At 43.6% G+C, this 21865-nt stretch carries 19 protein-coding genes; 10 read left to right on the top strand and 9 right to left on the bottom strand.

Translation table 11 applies throughout. From position 1 onward, the window contains the following. Positions 1 to 22: 22 nt before the first annotated feature. Both DN068_RS01665 and DN068_RS01660 read right to left on the bottom strand, forming a co-directional pair. Positions 23 to 1225, bottom strand: a complete 1203-nt coding sequence (locus tag DN068_RS01665) for a thiolase family protein (protein WP_110997136.1) — start codon at positions 1223 to 1225, stop codon at positions 23 to 25. Positions 1226 to 1263: 38 nt separating this feature from the next. Continuing rightward, positions 1264 to 1848 carry a TetR/AcrR family transcriptional regulator gene (locus DN068_RS01660; protein ID WP_110997135.1) on the bottom strand — a complete coding sequence of 195 codons (585 nt, stop codon included), beginning with the start codon at positions 1846 to 1848 and terminating at the stop codon, positions 1264 to 1266. Between the two features lie 545 nt (positions 1849 to 2393). Here DN068_RS01660 and DN068_RS01655 point away from each other — a divergent pair. The 3 genes from DN068_RS01655 to DN068_RS01645 all read left to right on the top strand — a co-directional run bounded on the left by DN068_RS01655 (position 2394) and on the right by DN068_RS01645 (position 4172). Then, complete coding sequence (locus DN068_RS01655; RefSeq protein ID WP_110997134.1) at positions 2394 to 3077, top strand: sugar transferase; 684 nt, start codon at positions 2394 to 2396, stop codon at positions 3075 to 3077. A gap of 50 nt (positions 3078 to 3127) precedes the next feature. After that, on the top strand, positions 3128 to 3484 hold the full coding sequence (locus DN068_RS01650) for a DUF488 domain-containing protein (protein ID WP_110997133.1): 357 nt from the start codon (positions 3128 to 3130) through the stop codon (positions 3482 to 3484). 211 nt (positions 3485 to 3695) lie between these two features. Next, on the top strand, positions 3696 to 4172 hold the full coding sequence (locus tag DN068_RS01645; protein ID WP_110997177.1) for a DinB family protein: 477 nt from the start codon (positions 3696 to 3698) through the stop codon (positions 4170 to 4172). A 134-nt stretch (positions 4173 to 4306) separates the two neighbouring features. Here the strand turns inward: DN068_RS01645 and DN068_RS01640 are convergent, their stop codons facing one another. Together DN068_RS01640 and DN068_RS01635 are read right to left on the bottom strand one after the other, a co-directional pair. Further along, positions 4307 to 6934, bottom strand: a complete 2628-nt coding sequence (locus tag DN068_RS01640; protein WP_110997132.1) for a T9SS type A sorting domain-containing protein — start codon at positions 6932 to 6934, stop codon at positions 4307 to 4309. Between the two features lie 426 nt (positions 6935 to 7360). Next, positions 7361 to 8113 (bottom strand): class I SAM-dependent methyltransferase, encoded by a 753-nt coding sequence (locus tag DN068_RS01635; RefSeq protein WP_110997131.1) that lies wholly within the window; start codon positions 8111 to 8113, stop codon positions 7361 to 7363. Positions 8114 to 8448: 335 nt separating this feature from the next. Here DN068_RS01635 and DN068_RS01630 point away from each other — a divergent pair, with 335 nt between their 5' ends. Beyond that, the gene (locus tag DN068_RS01630; RefSeq protein ID WP_123985198.1) at positions 8449 to 8694 is read left to right on the top strand and encodes a hypothetical protein; all 246 of its coding nucleotides are present in this window, start codon (positions 8449 to 8451) and stop codon (positions 8692 to 8694) included. A gap of 36 nt (positions 8695 to 8730) precedes the next feature. After that, positions 8731 to 9348, top strand: a complete 618-nt coding sequence (locus tag DN068_RS01625) for a GNAT family N-acetyltransferase (RefSeq protein WP_110997129.1) — start codon at positions 8731 to 8733, stop codon at positions 9346 to 9348. 145 nt (positions 9349 to 9493) lie between these two features. Here the strand turns inward: DN068_RS01625 and DN068_RS01620 are convergent, their stop codons facing one another. Beyond that, the gene (locus DN068_RS01620; protein WP_110997128.1) at positions 9494 to 11176 is read right to left on the bottom strand and encodes a histidine kinase dimerization/phosphoacceptor domain -containing protein; all 1683 of its coding nucleotides are present in this window, start codon (positions 11174 to 11176) and stop codon (positions 9494 to 9496) included. 128 nt (positions 11177 to 11304) lie between these two features. On the opposite strand from DN068_RS01620, the gene DN068_RS01615 reads away from it, so the two are divergent. Beyond that, positions 11305 to 12030, top strand: a complete 726-nt coding sequence (locus DN068_RS01615) for a LytR/AlgR family response regulator transcription factor (protein WP_110997127.1) — start codon at positions 11305 to 11307, stop codon at positions 12028 to 12030. Between the two features lie 270 nt (positions 12031 to 12300). Further along, positions 12301 to 14886: a LamG-like jellyroll fold domain-containing protein gene (locus DN068_RS01610; RefSeq protein ID WP_110997126.1), complete on the top strand. Its 2586-nt coding sequence runs from the start codon at positions 12301 to 12303 to the stop codon at positions 14884 to 14886. Between the two features lie 240 nt (positions 14887 to 15126). On the opposite strand, the gene DN068_RS01605 is transcribed toward DN068_RS01610, so the two are convergent. Next, on the bottom strand, positions 15127 to 15876 hold the full coding sequence (locus DN068_RS01605; RefSeq protein ID WP_110997125.1) for an SDR family NAD(P)-dependent oxidoreductase: 750 nt from the start codon (positions 15874 to 15876) through the stop codon (positions 15127 to 15129). Positions 15877 to 16049: 173 nt separating this feature from the next. On the opposite strand from DN068_RS01605, the gene DN068_RS01600 reads away from it, so the two are divergent. Next, positions 16050 to 16904: a hypothetical protein gene (locus DN068_RS01600; RefSeq protein ID WP_123985197.1), complete on the top strand. Its 855-nt coding sequence runs from the start codon at positions 16050 to 16052 to the stop codon at positions 16902 to 16904. A 186-nt stretch (positions 16905 to 17090) separates the two neighbouring features. Here the strand turns inward: DN068_RS01600 and DN068_RS01595 are convergent, their stop codons facing one another. From DN068_RS01595 to DN068_RS01585, 3 genes are all read right to left on the bottom strand, one after another. Further along, positions 17091 to 17987: a pirin family protein gene (locus tag DN068_RS01595; protein ID WP_110997123.1), complete on the bottom strand. Its 897-nt coding sequence runs from the start codon at positions 17985 to 17987 to the stop codon at positions 17091 to 17093. Positions 17988 to 18078: 91 nt separating this feature from the next. After that, a complete protein-coding gene (locus DN068_RS01590; protein WP_110997122.1) occupies positions 18079 to 18516 on the bottom strand; it encodes a DUF983 domain-containing protein in 438 nt (145 codons plus the stop codon). A 10-nt stretch (positions 18517 to 18526) separates the two neighbouring features. Next, positions 18527 to 19420 carry a helix-turn-helix domain-containing protein gene (locus tag DN068_RS01585; RefSeq protein WP_110997121.1) on the bottom strand — a complete coding sequence of 298 codons (894 nt, stop codon included), beginning with the start codon at positions 19418 to 19420 and terminating at the stop codon, positions 18527 to 18529. A gap of 368 nt (positions 19421 to 19788) precedes the next feature. On the opposite strand from DN068_RS01585, the gene DN068_RS01580 reads away from it, so the two are divergent. Beyond that, complete coding sequence (locus DN068_RS01580; RefSeq protein ID WP_110997120.1) at positions 19789 to 20607, top strand: helix-turn-helix domain-containing protein; 819 nt, start codon at positions 19789 to 19791, stop codon at positions 20605 to 20607. Positions 20608 to 20702: 95 nt separating this feature from the next. After that, on the top strand, positions 20703 to 21836 hold the full coding sequence (locus DN068_RS01575; protein ID WP_110997119.1) for a hypothetical protein: 1134 nt from the start codon (positions 20703 to 20705) through the stop codon (positions 21834 to 21836). Positions 21837 to 21865 lie beyond the last annotated feature (29 nt).

The raw sequence follows: 21865 nt of genomic DNA, 5'->3' as shown, positions 1-21865 counted from the left end.
TGAAAGGAATTTGAATTGATATTTATGATTGCGTTAGATTTTCTATCAGAATAGCGGTACCCTGCCCGACGCCCACACACATCGTAGCAATACCATAACGCGCATTTCGTCTGCGCAATTCCAGCGCCAGATGTCCGGTGATGCGATTGCCGGATGTTCCCAACGGATGGCCGATTGCTATGGCACCGCCGTTTACATTTAATTTTTCCGGTTCGATGCCCAGTTCATCTGCACAAACCAAAACCTGAACAGCATAAGCTTCGTTGATTTCAAACAGATCGATGTCTGCAACAGAAAGCCCGGTTTGTTTTAATAATTTTTGCGTAGCAGGAATCGGACCTGTGCCCATAATATCAGGATGTACGCCCGCGGAAGCCGATGCAATAATTTTTGCGATTGGCTTTAATCCGTACCGTTTCACAGCTTCGCCGGATGCCAGTAAAATGGCGGATGCGCCATCGTTGATACCGGAAGAATTGCCTGCGGTCAACGAACCACCTTCGCGAAATACGGGCTTTAGCGCAGCGAGCTTTTCCAAAGAAGTACCGGGTCTTGCACCTTCATCTATCGGGTTCGTCATTTCCTTTTTCAGAAATTCCGGCGCCGCGATTAGCTCCTCATTAAACTTGCCTGCATTCCAGGCTGCGAAATATTTCTCGTGCGATTGCAACGCAAATGCATCTTGCCGCTCCCGGTTTACCTGCCAGCGCTCCGCAACATTTTCGCCGGTTTCACCCATTGAATACGGTCCGTAATTTTCATGCATCTTCGGATTCATAAACCGCGACCCCAATGTGGTATCCACAATTTCTAAACCACGATCAAAAGGTTTCTGTGCTTTAGGAATCACATACGGCGCGCGACTCATACTTTCTACACCACCGGCGATCACCACCTCCGCAGCGCCTGTCATTATCTGTGCAAAGCCATTCATCACCGATTGCATCCCTGAGGCGCATAAACGGTTGACCGTATAGGCCGGAACCGTTATGGGCAATCCGCCGAGCAGCGAAGCAAAGCGTGCCACGTTCCGGTTGTCTTCGCCAGACTGATTGGCACAACCAAAAATTACTTCGTCAACATCTGTGGCGGGTAAGGTTTCATTTCGCTGCATTAATGCGGCAATGGTCGCGGCAGCAAGGTCATCCGGACGTATCCCGGAAAGCAATCCACCGTATTTCCCTACTGGTGTTCGCTGAAAATCAACAATAAAAACTTCTTTCATTTTTATACCGATCGGTATTTTATTTGAGCTAAAAAATATCAGAGTGCCTGAATCATTTTTTCGATTGTTTGCAGAATCATATTGCGATGCTGCACTTTGCCTGTCAGTTTATGGATCATAATACAACCTTCAATAGTTGCCACAATGGTAAATGCCATCTGCTCCGCGTCCGTGTCTTTCGAAAATTCGCCTTCCTCCTGCCCTTTTTCAATCAGGCGCATGATCGTGTTTTTCCAGTTCATCACGGCACCCAATGCTTTTTTCTTCAGCTCGGGATGCGTATCGTCTGCCTCAGTTGCCGTGTTTAAAATAGGACAGCCGCCCTGCTGAAATGGATAATTCTGGTAGTGCTCGTACACGTCTACATAGGTCATCAGCTTTTCGCGGATGCCGGTACGTTTACTCATTTCTATGCTGATAATGTTTTGGAGGTTCTGCAGATTGTAATCAAAAACGGCGAGCGCCACTTCATCCTTATTCGTGAAATTGCCATAAATGCTTCCCTTCGTCAGACCAGTAGCTTCTGTCAAATCAGTAAGCGACGTACCCGCATACCCCTTCTTATTGAAAACAGGCGCGGTTTTCTCTACAATAAATTGTCTGGTCTTTTCTGCTTTGCTCATACACGGTTCATTTTTTGACACCACAAATTTACATACCGATCGGTATAATTTCCAAAAATAATTTATTTGGTTGCCGATTTTGGTAATTCGATCTTAAGTTTTATCCGCTACGCCAGAAAATTGTCAGATGAGAAAACTGAACGCCAGGATCATAGCCCCGATGGCAACGGTTACCCCACAGCGAGGCAACGAGCGAGGAGTAATAGTGAACAGCGGGACCTCCGCAAAATAGCATTACGGACACCTGGCTACCTACAAAAAATGTTAAATATGAATTCCATTTGCCATTTTTTTGTCTAAAGAATTAAAATTACCCAACCTTTTCTGCTGATTTACTGTATTCTAATGTGCGAAGCCCAAAACCCGCACTTTAAACATATGAACGCACGACCTTCTAGTCATATTTATTACGCTAAACTATTCTCGTCACAACAAGTCTGAGATAAACATATCCGTCAGGATAAACTGTCAACCTTCAATTTTTACCGGCGTTGAGAACGTCGGCAACACCCTTTAAACCGTCAATAAAACTAAGCTCCCTTAAGATGAATACTACTTTAGTACAAGCAAAGCACTACGTCCATAACCCAACAATAAAGAATACCAGAACTGTCCGCAGGATTATTTTCGACACTCCTGATACGCTTTTTGTCCGCCGGGTAAAAAGAGGCACAGATGTATTAATAGCCAGTCTGCTGACGGTGACGATACTTTCGTGGCTTACACCTTTATTGTTTATCGCGATTAAACTGTCTTCGCGTGGACCACTATTTTTCAGACAGCAACGGATCGGACTGAACGGCCGTACGTTTTCCTGTCTAAAATTCAGAACAATGCGGATCAATGAACACAGCGACATACGGCAGGCTTCGGCGGATGACAAACGGATTACACGCCTTGGTCTCTGGCTTAGAATTACGCATATCGACGAGCTGCCGCAGTTGTTTAATGTGCTGATGAATGACATGAGCATTGTAGGACCAAGACCCCATATGTTATACCACGATGAGCTTTTTTCGTCGATGCTTCCGGACTACCGCCACCGCCACCTTCTGAAACCAGGCATCACTGGCCTGGCACAAGCTACGGGCCGACACGGCGCAACACCAGATTTCCAAAGCATCTCTGACCGGACCCGCCTTGACCTTTTTTATGTACGGAAAGTCTCGTTCCTGCTGGATATGAAAATTTTGCTGCGCACGCTTTTTGCAGTGAAAAGTCGCGCGTGATTTGTCCCTATTAAAACCCGTAATTTTATATCGACCGAAATTCATTCCTTATGAAACCGGAAATATTAATCAAACGGGCTTATGAAAAACCAGAAAAGAAAGATGGCTATCGCATACTGGTAGACAGACTCTGGCCGCGCGGTATCAAAAAAGAAGAGGCAGCTATCGTCGACTGGCAGAAAGAACTGGCGCCTTCTACAGAGCTGAGAAAATGGTTTGGTCATGACCCTGCTGTATGGACTGAATTTCAAAAAAAATATCTTGCTGAATTGAAAAAGAACGATGCCGTTGCTGAATTTGTGGAGGCCAACAAGGATCGAAAAAAGATCACTTTAGTGTATGGCGCCAAGGATACGGAACATACGCATGCGCTGGTCCTGCAGCAGTTTCTGGAAGGAAAATTCTAAAAAATCCTTTGATACAAGAGCCTTAGCTACTATTAAGCTTCGTTGCGTCGCAATACGTTCATCGTCAAAGCTACTATTGAGCTTTGTCCCTATCAATGGCATAACCATCAAATCTGCGATCCTGCAATCAGCAAACTTTATACTCGTGTCCAACTAATTGATGTTACTTGCAGCGGCTGATCAACAGCTTTTATCTCAAAAAAACAAAACCATGGACAAAAAAGTATTTTCCGATATGGCGCTGAAATCCTGGAATGTGGAGATCAACCGTGCCAACAAACTCTTCGGAAGTTTTAGCAATGAAGACTTGCAAAAAGAAATAGCACCTGGCCGCAACCGCGTTATTTATCTACTCGGACATTTGATTGCCGCGAATGACAGCATGCTTTCTCTGTTTGGCCTGAGCGATCGTATGTATGCCCATTTTGACGAACCATTTCTTAGAACTGCCGACAAAGCAGGACAGGAAATGCCACCAGCAGAACAACTAAAGCAAGACTGGGATAAATCTGTAACCGCATTGAATGAAGGTTTTGCCAAATTAACTCCGGACGAATGGTTTGCCAAACATACATCTATGACAGATGAAGACCTCGCAAAAGATCCGGGCCGCAATAAACTTTCTGTACTCATGAACCGTACCAGTCATATGGCTTATCATCTGGGACAGATTGCTCTGGCGAAATAAAAGTCAAAACCTCGACGCTGATCTGATGATTTTAAGTTGCCGATCAGTTTTAAATGACATCTCCTTTACGGAAAAGCGATAAAAAAGGGAAATGAAGAATCATTTCCCTTTACCTTTTATATGCGTCCTACTCCCTATTCTTTAATAAATGTTTTATTCAGCGTTTGCGTGTTTGTGGTAATGCGCAGCAAATACGCACCGGCCGGAAGATTGGCCACATTAATGGCAGCACTGTTGCCGTTGTAAATATTCGAGACTACCGCTACACAATTTGTATTGAAAACCGTTGCAGTAAATGTTTCCGACGGAAGTGCATTCATCAACGAAATGTTCAGCACGTTTTTCACCGGATTTGGAAAAACATACACGCCCTGTTCCGCATTCACGGCATTGATGCTGGTCGCTTGAATATTAATGGTAACGATCAATGAATCTTGTTTGGTCATATCTTGAGCAGAAGCAGCTTTCACCATAACCGTTCCATTCGCGGTTCCAGAAACCAATCCAGAAGCAGAAACCGTTGCACCGCCGGTAATTGGTACCGTACTCCACATCACGTTCTGATTCGCAGCTGCGGGATAAACAGTTGCCAGCAGTTGCAACCCAGCGTTTGTGGTAATAACCGGCTGCACATTGTTTTGCGTAGTTACCACCACGCTATCAACCGGAATGATCTGATTGGAGATGAACACTTGCATAGAATCCGATTTTGTTGTGTCCTGCACGGAAACAGCTTTTGCCCAGACCGTACCATTTGACTGAGCGGTAACAAGCCCGGTTGAACTGACAGACGCCGTCCCGCTTCCCGGAACAATACTCCAGATTACACTCTGGCTCATGTTTGCCGGATAGACAGTTGCCGTCATTTGCAACGTACCGGCATTCGTACTGATGGATGGTGTAGCACTGTTTTGCACACCAACGCGTACGCTATCAATTACAGGCACTATCATTTTCAAACAACGAATAGACATACCCTGCGCACGTAGACCGCCTGCGCTTGCATTGGTGATAGCACTGCTGTAATACAGGGATTTGGCACCAGTACTGGATGTAGTACTACTCCAGTAATAACCACGTGTTCCCACAAAATCATAATTGCCGGAGCTGTTACGATTACCGCCGGTAGTGAGTTTCAGGTTACTACTATATGCCGTTGCCGGAGAAATGATCGATTCATTCGTAATAATGGTCTGCCATTCAGTCTGCGTTGGTAAACGCCAGCCCGCGCCTATTGCTTTACACGGATCACAACCATTAGTTGCAGACACTGATGTTGCATTTGGCGCGGTCCAGGTATCGGTCAAAGCACCACCTGTCCACCAAGCAGGCGTACCGGTAAAGAATGCATTTGTTCCGGGAGGCACACCCGATGGATCATTTGTCGCAGGCGCAGCACTCGTTGGAGCCAATCTTTTCTCATGGCCATCCTGCCATCTGCCCCACTGATACACGTCGCCATAAGCATTACTGTCGGTGGAAGAAATTGCGATATTCGCGCTACCCAGATTTTGTTGCAACCAGACATTACCATCCGCTGCACGCACCGTTGTATAAGTCACCGGACTACCGGCATAGTTGAACGTAACACAACCCAGGCTGCCCGTTGTTGCCGCCGGATCTACATTATTACAAGGTGGTGTGTAGTGCATGACTATTGTCTTTCCTGAATTCCCCTGATCTGCAAAAGCAACAATTGGATTACCCGAAGCATCAAGCGTCAACGAATTGAAAATTGCGGTGCCGGCAGAAATACCGGCGTTACCAACAATAATCCACTGCGTACCGTCGTATTTCATAACAGTTGTTTTATTACCAATGCTTGCATCAGAATAAGCAACATAAGGGGTACCATCTGGCGTTACAGCGATGCTCACATATTTTGCGGCACCCGCGGTAAAATTATCTGCACCGACTGCAGACCAGATACCGTTTTCATATTTTTTCACTTTCAGCTTATTGCCTTCAGCTGTTGACGAAGTGTATACGAGATATAATCTGTCGGAAGTATCAATCGCAATTGAAGATCCCTGCTGAAAAATACTGAATGACTGTTGTGCTGTAAATGAAGACGTGTTCCCAACACTCTGCCATGGAGTTGTTGTACTTGCGGTAACGTGATTTTTATACACTTCTACCTGACCTAAAGCGGTCATTGCAGCAACGTACATGCTGTCATTTTTCCCAATCACAAATGCGCCGTAGTAAGGCAGCAGAGACGTAATCCCCGCCGTCCCCACACCAGTCCAGCCGGTGCCGTCGTAGCGTATTGCAGAAAGATTGCCGGTATTGCCGAGATCACGCATCAGCACATAAGGGAGTCCTGATGATGGTGCAATTTTAACGGAGCTGAAATAAGCACCCCCTGTTGAAAGATTCTGCCACTGGCTGTTCCAGGCATTATTACTGTATTTCTTTACCGAAAGCTTCACGCTATTGGAACCATCCTGAAATGAATAATACAGATCTCCGTTAGGCGCGATCGCTGTGCTGTTGTAAAATGCGGTACCCAAGGTAATGCCTGCCGATCCGCCCAGATAAGACCAGGTACTGCCATCGTATTTCATCACAGAACCTTTATTGTTGGTAGTGTCGAAATAAGAGAGATACAGATTACCTGTTGAGTCTTGTGTAATGTTTTGGTAGCTGCTGGCTGCTGCAGAAATACCTGTGCTGCTGCCTACTGCCGTCCATTGGGCATGGGTTACGGCCGGGCACAACATTGCAGTCGCTGCAATAAAGCGTCGTAATGATAAATTCATATGGAGGAAAATTAATACTGCTGTGTCAAGAAAAGGTGGGAGCGACTGCTGCGGTTATTTTCATACCACAGCCTTTTCTATTGCGGTGCAAAACAATATTATTTTAAGGCAGAAGGTTTATAAAAATGGTAAAAATGATTTTCAAAAAAAGAAACTTTCCGTTGTAAAATATACCCTGTCGTAAGTTACGGGTACCTGATTTGACAATAGTATTTTAACTTAACTTCAAATCATCACTCTTCCACTTTTTTGCCTGCTAAAAAAGTGAACAAAAAGTAGTCTTCATCCGATCTCGCCAGGGTTCAGATGGTCGCTCGACGAAGCTGAATTGCTACTGTGCTGCCAGGCTAAAATTTATTTCATAAAAGTGATCAGGGAGTATTGACCTAATTAAGCGGGCTGACTTTTGACTTTTAAATTTTGATTTTATAACCGCCCTACGTACACTTTTGTATCGTATTGAATGGTGATTGAATTATTGCTCTGATAGCGGTCGAAAAGTTGTTTGAGATCTGTAATCATTGGCACGTATCCGGCGTCATTGCGCGGCGGCATGTAGGAAGAAGAAACTAATCTGCCTTCAAGTCCGTTGAAATCAAAAATCTGGCTGTTGGCGAAGGTTTCAAGTTGACAGGAATTCGGTGCAAAAAACGCCTGTATATTTTCAAGGTCAATGTTGCGATGTCCTACTTTTATATAATCTCTGGCGTGTTTTTCAATCAGAAGATCATATTCCTTTTCAAAATCGGAGGCTACCCTGCGTTCGTTCCATATTAATATGACCAGCCCGTTCTTTTTCAGAATTCTTTTAAATTCCTCTTTTGCTTTCGCAATATCAAACCAATGAAAGGCCTGCCCGCAAACAATAGCATGTACGCTTCCGGAGTCAAGACCTGTATGTTCTGCGGAACCATCTACGGCTCGAAACGTTTTGTATTGCTGTAACAGCTCTTCGGACGCTTCCCGCATTTCTTTATTGGGTTCCACCCCAATCACCGGATAACCAGCCTCCAAAAACAACTCAGATGAGATACCCGTTCCTGCGCCGATATCGGCGATCAGCTTTCCGGCGGACAGTTCATATTGCGCCTGCAAAAAATCAATAATCGCTTCGGGATAATGCGGCCGGTACTTGATATAATCTGCTACCCGGTTGCTGAAACGTTCTTTGCTGTTCATGGTTGTTTTGTTAAAAATAAGCTCTTATTGCGGTAACAATCCGCTAATCTGCTTCCTCTAAATTAGGGAACAATGTTGATCTAAATACGTTTTATCAAATTGAGAAACAATATCTATCGTTATGAGAAGGTGTTTTTCAGATTAAAGCGAAAAATTTTTTTAACAGATTGACTACTTGATACCGGCTCGTTTAACGGTTTGATCACATTAAATGGCATCAAATTTGGACTACTTGTTATAAATCAGATTTCTCCAAAAGAATCTGGTAGACAGCATTTAGGACGAATCACATTATGATTAAGACCATTTATACAAACAACCAAAAACGAACTGAAATGAAACAAGGATTTGACTTTAACGACAAACACTACGAGTTTAAATACTTCACAGAAGCTGACAAGCAAAACGGCATCTTCCTGATTGAATTATTTGACAACTACTTGAATAATTATACGCCGCGCTATTTTATCGTTTGTTATAAAGACCACAAAGTCTCTTTCAAAGCAGTCAACGCAATGGACTTTGACATTAAATCAGCAATCGTGAAATCCATTATGCGCGCGCAAAACACAGTTGAATAAAAAACTTATTTCAAACAACCATTCAACTTCTGCCAAATGTTATTTACCAGAATTGAACCAAAAGCAGAACCTCCCGGAGCCGTCGCCATCGGCGCAGCAGCAGAAATCCGGTTTATAATACAAATTGCCGGCGAGGAACATTTTCGTCTGGCAGAAATGATCTGTGAAGAAATGTATGTCTCCGCTATTGAACGCGGATCAGGCATTGCACGGAGAACGCCGGAATCAATACAAGCAAAAATGAAAAGCGGTCAAGCCGTGATTGCGTTTACGGCAAGTGGCGAATGGGCAGGCTTCTCGTATATCTCTGCCTGGGACAATGATCGCTATGTCTCTAACTCGGGATTAATTGTGGCTCATGCTTACAGGAAAAGTGGTGTTGCAGCGCGCATCAAACAACGGATCTTTGAACTGAGCCGCGAAAAATATCCTTACTCCAAAATATTCAGTCTGACGAGCGGTCTGGCAGTAATGAAAATGAATACACGTCTGGGCTTCGAACCGGTTACCTATTCAGAACTTACCCGCGATGAACATTTTTGGGAGGGTTGTAAAAGCTGTATCAATTACCCGACATTGATGAGCAAAGGAAAAACAAACTGTCTCTGTACCGCAATGTTGTTTGATCCGCTGGCGGCTGCGCACAAGGCTTAGTTTTCTGTTAAAGAGTTAAATGGGTAAAAGGTAAATACAGGAAAAAAATAAAAGCGTCCCACAATGTGAGACGCTTTGTAAACCTGCTATGCTCCCAACGCGAGGTTTATTTCACATATAATATCGAAACTGGTATTCTTCCTATTTATTGGTTAGCCCATATAAAGCAGAATTTAAGTGCCTGACCCGGGCGATTCGTGACTTCCATCGATGCATCCATCTGGCGTGCAAAACCTTTGATCAGACGCATACCCAATGTTTTTGCCTTTGCAACATCAAAGTCTTCCGGCAAACCCGGACCATTATCTTCATAACAGAAACGTATTTTCCCATTTTCACTGATACAGTGCATACTGATAAAACAATTATTGCGCACCGGCAATACATATTTGATGGTATTAAACAAAAGTTCGTTTACAATCAGTGCAAATGGAATCAGTTTAGAAATATCCATCGTTACGTCGCAATCGTTAACCGTAAAGTCTGGCCTGTTATCTACTGTGGTAAAAGTCTGCAGACTGCTCTCCACCATCCTTCGCAAATAATCACTTACCCGGACTCCCTGCATCTGCGTTTCCTCATAAGCCAGTTCATGCGCGAGTGCAATTGTCTTCATCTTCGACTGAATTTCATCCAACCCCTTCAAATCGCTTTGCTTCATCTGCTGCAGATCGATGAGGCTACAGATTATCTGTAAGTTATTTTTTACCCGATGATGAATTTCCTTCATCATTAAACCCATTTCATCTTTTTGCTGCAGAATCTTTTCGTTTTGCGCACCCAGCAATTTATTCTTCGTTCTGAATTTACGAGCCACCAGAAAGCTGATGCCCACGCCAACAACAAGGAGAGAAATAGCGAGATACATTTCTTTATTCTTCTGCTGCAGATGCGTCAGGTCACCGAGCAATAATTTTTCCTTTTTATCCTTCAGTTCATTCTCCGCATTCAGCAAGCGATACTGCATTTCGCTGAACACCTTTCTGGAAGAACGCTCTCCAAAATCATTAATAATATCCTGATAAAAACATGCTTCTTTATATTGACCAGTGGCGCAGAGGTTCGTGTAAATAATATGAAGAATCGCAGAAGAATCGTTCGTTGTTTTCAATTCTTCAAGCAATGGTTTCACTACATCTTTTTTATGCCCGGTAATCATCAGATAATTGCTGAAAGCAGCAGCGTACATCCGTGCCATCGGCAATCTCCCATTTTTAAATCCCGGATTGGCCGGTATCTTTTCAAAAAAACGGATGAACTCTTTTGTATTTTCCGTGTACCACATCAGATCAGCAATCAGCAAATTAGCACCTGGATGCCTGTCCAACGGCAGACTTTTCTGACTCAGCTCATCCATCTGCATGGCGTATTTATAAGTACTATCGGCATTGTGAATTTTCCGGTATACAACCGCCAGATTATAGGCAGCGCGAAACTGAGCCATTGGCTCGTCTTTCATTTGCAGGCATTCATCATAATAGATTTTGTAGTACTTAATTGCCTTTTCAATATTATTGGAAACATCATAAACGGTACCAAGCCCCAGATGACTGCGATGAATCCAGAGATCATGCTTGCGCTCTACAGCCATGCTCAACGAAACGGTGTAACATTCCATTGCCAGCCTGTATCCCTCATCTGACTGCATCGCATAATACGCCTCGCCGATATCATATAATGCGCTGTCCCAATCTTGCTTTGGAACAGCTTTTAACGCCACTTGAACAGAGTCAGGCAAACGGCTGAGCGTTTCGGCTTTTGCAGTGCCCGAAAATAAAAAGATGAAGACCGGAATGGTCAAAAACAGAAACAGTACCTGACGGCACATTTTTTTTACTTTTTACTTGTGATGAAATTTTCCTGTATCAGGTGGGCTGGAGAGAGACAGCAAAGAAACAAAAATGTATTGGGAATCGACTCAGTGGAAGACTATTTTTTATTTTTATAGGCGATTACATGAAAATCCTCATTCTCGAAGACGAAGCCATAATAGCAGAGAGCCTGTTTCAGTTACTGGAATCCATGAATTACCAACCAATGGATGCCGTGGCTACACCAGATGAAGCGATAGCCCTGCTCAATGAAGAGCATCCCGGCCTGGTTATTATGGATATAAGACTTGGTAAAGGTCGCTCCGGACTTGAGGTTGCGGACTACATTAATACGCACTATTCCAAATTACCCTTCATTGTACTCACCGCACACAGCGATAAAGCCACTATCCAGGAAGTAAAACGGTTTCGCCCTGCAGCATATCTCACTAAACCTTTTGTCAAAGAAACCTTATTTGCAGCCATTGAACTTGCATTACCGGAACATACAGAAGAGCCTGCACCGGCTCCGAAACCAACAATACAGCCAGAAACCCGTGAAGAGCCGTTGTTTATAAAAATTGGCGGGCGCTATGAAAAAGTAGAAATAAAGCATATCCTGTATCTGCAAGCCAAAGGAAAGTATACGGAAATACACCTGCCTTACGCAAAATATCTGATGCGCATGCCGCTGACGTCGTTTGCCGCAGCTTATCCGCAAATAAATTGGGTGCGTATTCACAAATCTTTTTTTGTAAACGCCTCGTATGTAACATCAATCACCGGTAAAGAAATAACGGTGCAGGAAAGTAAATTACCCATCGGCAGAGCCTACCAGGCCGAGGTAATGCAGCGCTTCAATGCTGTTTAAGGACAAATTAATGTCGTTTGTGGACATATATGATTTAGATAATACTGTGTTTCCATTATTCTTCTCAACTTTGCAACCACCAATTATGGGTAGTGTAAATGTCTGGCTGGGGAGCTGCATTTACTTTACACAACATTTTACCAGTATTCAAATAAACTTTAACAGCGCAAACCAAACTCGGGGGAGTTTGTTTGTATGCTCGTAAGTATTGCTGTGTGCCTGTCCGTATGGGTGTTTATCTAAAGATTTAAAACGCATATACAACCAAACATGAGAAAGCTATTATTCGCTTTCCATGCAGTGATGCTGCTCACTGCGGGGAGAGCTATTGCCCAAAATGATCCTTCCACCATTTCAAACCTTAAACTTTGGCTCGACGCATCGGATGTGAATCCTGGCACGGGCAATCCTGCAGATGGGACAACCATTGCAACATGGAAAGACAAATCTGGCGGGAACAACAACGCAACTGTCTTTGGAGGACAAGTTGGCGGTAAAGTTTATGCCAATCAAATCAATGGCAAATCTGTAATACGCTTCACACGCGTTTCCCAGACATCAGGCTCCGTTTACGAAGTACCGAATGTCGACATCCGTTCTGTCACCATGCCTGCTGTCACCATCTTCACCGTTTACAAACAAGGCGCACAATCTGGCGACCAGGGTGTATGGGGCGATGATAACGGTAACTGGGATCGCTTCTATTTTTCTTCATGGCCTTCGGGAAATGCAAATAACGCAAACAACGGTGGCGCTTCGCTCGGCCCAACGAACAGTGCAGCGATTATGCCGAATGCAGGTATTGTTGGTGTACTCCGCCTCATGACCGCTGTCTATGATCACGGCACTGCAAACGGCTCCAGCATTTATTTTAACGGTACGCAAGTAGGCTCATCATTTACGGACAATACTGATGCAACTGCCGCTCAGACAGATCTTCGCATCGGTTGGGACGGTGATGACAACGCATTTAACGGTGATATTGCCGAGATGATTGTTTACAACCGCAAGTTGACTGCCTGCGAAATTCAAACAGTAAACCGCTACCTCAGTACAAAGTATGGTGTTACTTTCTCTACAGTAAGTATCACGGCAACAGGACCTACTACATTTAACCAGCCAGGCGCTGCAACGCTTACTGCGTCAGTAACCGGCACCGCTTATCAGTGGCTGAAAGATGGTTCACAAATCTCTGGTGCTACCAACCGCAACTATATTGCAACTGCTTCCGGCGATTATCGCGTGGCTGTAACCAACACTTGTGTGGATACTTCTGCGGCATTCACGATCACTGCAAATCCGCCACTGGCGCAGCCGGGCAACGCACTGAGTTTTGACGGCACGAATGATTACGTAGACCTCGGATCTAATGCATCTTTCAATGCTACTAATATCAAAACAATGGAAGCATGGGTTAAGTTTAACTCATTCGCTACCGATCAGGAAATCCTGAGCCACTCTATAACGGGCAACGGTATTGAACTCCTGGTTTATTCCAACAAACTTGCGTTCTTCTGTATGAACGGAAGTACAGGTGCCGGCAGTAACGTAAGTATTTCTACCTCTTTGCTGAAAACAGGTGTCTGGTATCATATTGCCGCTACATGGGACGGTGCCACTAAAGAGTCGATGACGCTTTACGTAAATGGCAAAGCTTATGGCGCTGCTAACCGCGTAGATCTGCTGAACATTAACACGGCCAATCCGGTGATTACCACACCTGCTTATCCTTTCAAAATTGGTAACTGGTCGACAGTCGGTACTGACAGATACTTTAACGGTACGATTGATGAAGTTCGCCTCTGGAACGTCACTCGTTCGCAAACAGATCTGCAAAGCAATATGTACACTGATCTTACAGTACCACAAACAGGTTTGTTCGCTTATTATAAATTAGATCAGGGTACAGCTGGCGCAAACAACTCATTGTTCCCAACTGCTTACGATTATTCCGGCAACAGCTTAAACGGTACTTTGACCAATTTTGCACTGGCCAACAACGTTTCAAACTGGGTAGAAAGCTATGCGCTGGTTGCGCCGATTGCAACTACAGCTACAAACATCGGCGGCTGGAATTTCATGGCCAACTGGAACACGCCGGTTTCAGGCACCGTAACCAACTACCTGCTGGATGTCTCTACAGCAAGCGACTTCAGCACTTATGTAACTGGCTATAATGGCAAGAGCGCTGGCACGGGAAATTCATTTAACGTAACAGGTCTCACAAAAAATACCGGTTATTACTTCCGTGTTCGTGCAGATAAAACTTCTGTAACAGGAACAGGAACATTCCCTCCTGCACAGTTTGTAACGACTACCAATCCGCTTCCTGTAACATGGATGAGCTTTAATGCTACACCGAAAAACGGACAGGTACAGCTGCAATGGGTAACCGCGAAAGAAGTAAACAACGACCATTTCGTAGTAGAACGCAGTAACGACGGTGCAGATTTCACTGAAATCGCAACTGTAAAAGGCGAAGTAAATTCAGACGTTACCTCAACTTATAACACGATTGACGCTGCACCAGTCGCAGGCAACAATTTCTACCGTATCAAACAAGTGGATATTGACGGTACTTCAAGCTATTCTGCCATCAGAACGGTAAAGATGGGCGCTAACGGAAATAACTACGTAAACGTATATCCATCACCGGCACACAATCTGGTAAATCTGCAGGTAAACGGAGATGCGCTGAACAATACAACTGCCATGATCATAGACATTGATGGCCGCACAAGAGTGCAGTTCACCATCGTATCAGGCACACAATCAGTAGACGTACAATCACTGTCTGCAGGTACTTATTTTATTAAACTCACCGACGGAAGCACCTATCAATTCATCAAAGATTAAGTTCCCTTTACCTCATAGATGATTTGATGAAGCGCAAAGGCCCGGATGTAATGTCCGGGCCTTTGTTTATTGGCCGTACTGCCAAGCTTAACAGCCTTTGAATATAACCATATCAGAACCGACATTGTCTTAAGAAAACTGTATTGATTTTCGGTCGACAATAATGCCGCAACAATACAAGTAGCGCATTCATCACATTAATCAGATGCTCCATATTCCCGTATTGCCGCATAAAGAAAGCTATCCCGCAAGCACACCGCCGTCGATCGCCAGAATACTGCCATTGCAATAGCTGGAATCATCTGACGCGAAATAGACAAATGCTTTCGCAACTTCTTCAGCTTTGCCCAAACGCTTCATCGGTGTGCGGTCAATCCACTTCTGACGCACATCCGCATTCAGCTCATCCAACAATGGCGTATCAATGTAATAGGGACAAATCGCATTGGCGCGGATATTCTGACCGCCGTATTGCACCGCTATATTTTTAGTGAGCCCCAGCACTCCATGCTTTGCAGCCGTATAAGGCACTAATCCCGGCTCTGCTACCAAACCTGCCAGCGACGCAAGATTAACGATCACGCCACCACCCTGTTTTAAGAATTGCTGCAGTTCATATTTCACACAATAAAACTGACCGGTAAGATTAATATTAATCACCTTGTGCCATTCTTCATCGGGCATATCATGAATACCAGAGTATGGCGCACCAATGCCCGCATTATTCAACGCTACATCAAGACGGCCAAAAGCCTTTACAGTAGCGTCTACTGCATCTTTAACACTATTTACATCAGAAACATCGATCGGGACAAAAATAGATTTGGGTGAAATGGCCTGCACTTCGCTCATTGTTGCATCATGATTAGATTTTGCCAGATCAGCTACTACAACGGTAGCGCCTTCGTTGGCCGCAGCAATAGCACTCGCTTTTCCAATTCCGGAATTAGCGCCGGTAATAAACACAATTTTGTTTTCGAGTCTTTTCATAGTTTATTATTTGTGATGGTAAAAAATGTGCGCAACAGACAAGGAACAATCACCACAACAGGTGGCTAATAAATTTACGGACATCCAAAACGAATATGAAATTATTTTAATTCAAACAGACAAACCCTTGATTTTGCCACATGGTTCTTTTACTTTTAGCGCAAACACACGAGATGAAATACCTGAAACTCCTATTAGCGCTATGTATGGCCACCTTCGCACTGAAGACAATGGCAGGTTCAAAACTGGACAAGAAAAAAGATGCTGCCGTCGCAGAAGGGAAATGGCTGTTTCGTTCTGAAAGCACCTCCTGGTATGGTACTGATATCTTTATGGCCAACTACAGCAACACCAGTAAGATCGGCGGTTATTTTTCCTACCCTGACGGCAATCAATCGAAATGCATTTTCTACTCCAGAGAAGAGCACCCGCGTGTTATTGGTACGATCTCCTTTAACGAGACTATTGATGCCGATCATGGTTTCCTGGATTTGATGGAACGGGAATTTACACCGCTGGAAAAAGATTATTATACCATCAGCTACAAAGTAAAACAAGAAGTGGTATCGGATACTTCTTTCTTCCGGTATTACGCAAATGTCAACTACAATATCATTCCGAAAATTGACGGCGACAGTAAACTGGTATACATCATAATGGGAGCAAAGGACAATGCAGCGTATTATGGCAACGACTACCTGCTTACATTCAACAAGCATAATGAACTAACCCAAAAAGAAAGACTGCACAAAAGCATTCTGCGGTTCGGATATGGGGAAGAAAGCAATAACAATGACGGAAAAGTATCTGTAACGGGACCAATACATACGCATCTTCCGGAGTACAGCGATATCATGACGCCAACAGATATCTGCACGACGATGCTCTATGAAAAGCTTGCCGGATGGGGATCTTGCATTGTAATTTCTAAGGATTATGTTTCCATTTGGAGCTGCAAAACGGATCAATTGCTCGTTATAACCAAAGACGCCTTCGAGAAAATAGCCAAAGATGCGAAAAATAGATAAGCGAAAGCTCAACGCGAAAAGCTTAAAACGGCTCAGCATTAAGCTAAAATGACTCGTAGTAATACTACGAGTCATTCTGTTTCTAATCTAAAATATTTTGCTTTGCTAATTATGCTGCTTCGTTCCCTCCAGTGACATGAGCGACACATTGATCACATTACCCACATTCACCCATTCATTATCGCATTAAGAAGTAGACGCTGGTCTTCCTTTTGATTCCGGCAGCGGTACAAACTCTGTTTCACCGGGAACCGGAACAAATTCTTGTTTCAGCCAACGCTCTTTAGCTGCTTCAATTCGTTCCGCACTTGAGGCTACAAAATTCCAATAGATAAAACGTTCTTCGGGAAACGGATCGCCACCGAAAATATAAATAGTTGTGTTTGGATTAATGGTAAAACTGCAGAGACTTGCATCTTTTGCAACCAGCACGTGGCGCGGTTCATAGACTTCCCCTCCCTCTTCTATCGAACCATCAAGAATATACATGCCAGACTCGCCGAAAATCTCATGACCGATGCTCAGTGTTTGTTTTGAGGTACTGTGTATCTCAATAAAATATTGTTTGCTGTAAGTAGGCACCGGAGATTTTCTGCCGAAGGCTTCACCTGCAATCAAACGAAAAGAGACATCGCCTTCTTTCCAGGATGGAATATCTTTTGCCTCTACATGATGAAAGGTAGGCTCCATATCTTCCATGTCTTTAGGTAATGCCACCCAAATCTGCAATCCGTGCAAATGCTTATCAGACGTACGCAAATACTCGGGTGTTCTTTCTGAATGCACAATGCCTTTTCCTGCTGTCATCCAGTTTACGGCACCTGGATTTATTTCCATCACCGTACCCAGACTGTCGCGATGCGTAATAGCACCATCTAAAAGATAGGTCAGCGTTGAGAGACCGATATGTGGATGCGGCGGCACATCAAAATTCTCATGATCACTCAATACAGCCGGGCCCATGTGGTCAATAAAAATATACGGGCCTACCATGCGCTTACCACGAAATGGCAGCAATCTTCCCACCATAAAATGACCAATATCTGCCGGTCTTTCCTCGATGATTAAACCTATGTTTGACATGGTACTAAATTACGTCTTTATCACTGATGTCTGATTCCCTGATCGTCGATTTGTAAATGAGACATCAGCGATCGGCAAATCGGCCGTACCACTAAACAAAAATCTCAGTGTTCTGTCCGCTCGTAGCCCAGTCTTTATCATACCGAACAAAAAATGCGATCCAGATAGAACGCGCAAGACGTTGTAATACCGGCTGCAACGCAATCAACATAGCGATACCCGTACCTAAACACCAGAATATACTGTTGTCGCGGAAAGAAAGGCCAGCTAAAACAGCCCAGCCTACGAAGATTACCGCAAGCAACGCCACAGATAAACCATAACTTACATAGCCGGTACCAAAATAAAAACCAGTCTGCAATTCGTACCGCTGGCCACAAACCGGGCAATGCTCCGGCATGCGCATCGTGGTTTTAAACTGGTAAGGATTGGGATTGGCAAACAACTTTCCCTGGCGGCAATGAGGGCATCTATTGGTCAATACACTGCCAAGGAGCGTCCGCTCCCGATTGATTTTACTCGCACACATAAATTAATTTTTAGCTATTGCTGATGGAAGATTTCCGGAACTCTTCAGGAGTGGCACCGGTGTATTTTTTGAAAAACTTTGTGAAATGAGAATTGTCGGTAAAGCTAAGCTGATAAGCTATTTCAGAAATACTGAGATCGGCATTAATCAGCAGACGTTTCGCTTCCAGCAATATCCGGTCGCGAATCACTTCACCGGCAGATTTATCCAGAAGATCGCTAACTAAAGCATTCAAATGGTTGGGGGTAATATAAAGCATTGCGGCATAGTCCTTCGGAAGACGTTTCTCAGCATAATAGCTATCTACCAGTTTTCTGAACTGAAATAAGATGAGCTGATTTTGCTGCGGCACTTTTTTCACCACTCGCTGCGCTGCATTTCTTGCAACCGTTACAAATAATTCCAGCATTTTGCATCGCACTATATCCAGCGTAAACGTATCGGCCTTTTTCACTTCTTTAAGCACATCCTCAAACAGACCAGTTAGTTTTTGCTGTGCACTATCATCCAGTTGTATTACACTGTCTGCAACCACCCCTCTGAAAAAATGGAACTGCTCCAGATACTTGCCATCGCTCAGAAAAGGATGAAACAGGTCCTCAGAAAAATTAACAATATACCCTTCCATTTCGCCCTCAAAATTCCAGCTATGTACTTGCCCCGGGATCATAAAATATACCTGTCCAACTGCTACATCAAACCTTTGAAAGTCTACCGTATGAAATCCGGCCCCCTGCGTAAAAAATACCAGATGGTAAAATGCATGCCGGTGCGGTGCGAACAAGTGCTCATGCACCTTCAGATAATCGGAAAAAGGCTGCACCATAATACCTTCGTACACATGATTCTGGCCATTTAAAGAACAGATATCGTACACCGGAATTGTATTTTTTACCTTTTTCATTACCCAACAAAGTTACACCGGGCATTCATCCTGCACTTGTATAATCCGGCCTTTTAATGGTATTTTTTACTGATTAACCCTTAAAATAAAAAATGCAGCCTTTGGGCTGCAGTCTGGGTATAAACGATCTAACAATACTGAGGGAAATTTGAAATTGAATTTCAAGAGAGATTTTTTGATTGAGGTCAATAGTAACATCACAAACACAATTGGGTCTATCGGTAGTTGGGTTTATTGCGCGGCTAAGTAACTGATTTATATTGAAAAATCAAAATCAGACTTACTCCATTTCAGACTGAAGGCTATGAGTTATACGTTGCAGGTCTTATCTTGTTAAGTCTTTATTATTTACCCGACGAAGTAGTCCCATGATAAACGTTTTTGAACCACAGTCTGATTTACTAAAACTATTTGTTGACAGTATTTATGTTTTGAAAAAAGACAAAGGCACGCTTGATTTAACCGCTTACCCAAGTGTAAACACGCCAGTTGGGCTGCTTCGCAATGCAAAAGTCTCTACCGAAAATCAGACAGTCTTCATTGAAAATGCTACGGTTCAAAACTATGTAGCAATGGTTTGTGGGAAATTCCAGGGCAGCATGCATGTGCGGTATACACAGGTTGTGGATGAGATCGCCATCAACTTTAAACCGCTGGGGTTCGTTAGTTTCACACAATTCAAACCACAAAACGATCTGTTGTATTATTTCGACAACTGGAATGAAATGCTCCCGGCGCTATTTGAATCTGTATTTGCTACAGCGGACTCCCAACAGCAACTTGAATACATCGAGCATTTTCTACTGACGCAATATCGTCCTGTGAATGAAGAATCGGTTTTGCTGAAAGCGATTCAACTGCTGAGCGACACTTCCAAAGACTACAAAATAGAGGAAATAGCAAATCTGGTGGGTGTACATTACAAACAACTATACCGAGCCTTTACCGAGCTCATTGGTTGCAGCCCTGCACATTATCGCAAACTGACGAAATTCCGGACCTCCGTTGTATCGAAAATTCAAAAAGGAGACAATGCACGTTTAACGGACATCTGCTACGAACAGGACTATACCGATCAGCCCTATTTTAGCAGACAGTTTAAAGAGCTCACTGGAGAAAAGCCGACGCGCTTTTTTAAAGACATCACTTCCTTCGGCAATGATAAGCTCATTTTCAAAATAGATTAACTGCCTGTCCAAAAAGTACAAGTTTAATTGCTGTCTGCAGGCTAGTTTTGAGGCATTAACCACTTTGCTACCCCGCAAATTCATTTGTCCGAACCATGATATTAAACAAAAAAGACCAGAACCTGGGCGCTATCATCAGTGCCTTCGCAATTACACTGCTCCTCATTTATATATCCTTTGCTCTATTCGGTTTCAGCGACGAAACAACCATACTTTCCGCGATTGGCATTTCCTTTTTTGTTTCCATCATCACCTGCCTGCTGCTGCTCCGAAAATACCGGAAGCAAAATAATCCGCAGATGATCGATTATTTGAACATAGGTACACAGCGTTATATTCTGGCGATTCTGATGATCATGTATGGAATCGATAAGCTGCTGGGAAATTTTTTCGATTACCAGCTGTTCGCAATGGATACAAAGCTGATGGATGTGTCGGAATTTGAACTGGCCTGGTTTTTCTACGGTAAAAACCATTGGCAGGAATTGTTTACCGGCATCATGGAATTCGTTCCGGCATTATTTCTCTTTCGTAGAAGAACTTACTACATCGCCTCGCTCATTTTGTTGCCAGTTACCGGGCAGGTTTTTCTGCTGAATCTCTTCTTCAAGATCGGCGGTATCACCTTTCCGATTTCTATCGTATTGCTGGCGTGCAATTTGTATCTCATCTATAGCGAGAAGGAAAAAATATTATTGTTTTTCAGGTCACTGAATTTTAGCTTTCCAACGCTTACAGGCAAAACAAAAACTGCTATTAAAATACTTAAAGGCATCGGCATTGCATTTACCTGCCTGATCGTTTTCGCAAAAGTTCGGCCCGCATTTTTCAAGTCATCTTATCAGAAAAAATATCAGGAACTAGTGGGCGTTTATACATTAAAAGAGATAAAGAAAAACAGCACCACATATACCCCGGGCAGGGATAGCCTTTGCTACAAAGATTTGTACATAGAAAAACAAGACCGGTGGAATATCCTGAGAAAATTCAATAACGAAACAGAAGCATTCGTGCTAAAACTGAATACCCGAAATGATTCCATAAGTGTTTTCCTCAACAAAGGTGGCATTGGTGACGGTCCGGATATTATTGATTCAAGCACAGCGTTAAAAGGTACTTACAAACTCGCCGGAAATGATTTGCTCATCAAAGGCATTCAACAGAACGATACATTGGATCTTGTCTATCAAAAGCAAAACAGAATACAACCAAAGAAATGGTTTTGGTAGCAGCTTTGTTTAGTCGTACGCAGCACAGC

The sequence above is a fragment of the Taibaiella soli genome, from assembly GCF_003236175.1.
Lineage (GTDB): Bacteria > Bacteroidota > Bacteroidia > Chitinophagales > Chitinophagaceae > QKTW01.
This window is presented reverse-complemented; position numbering and strand designations above follow the sequence as displayed.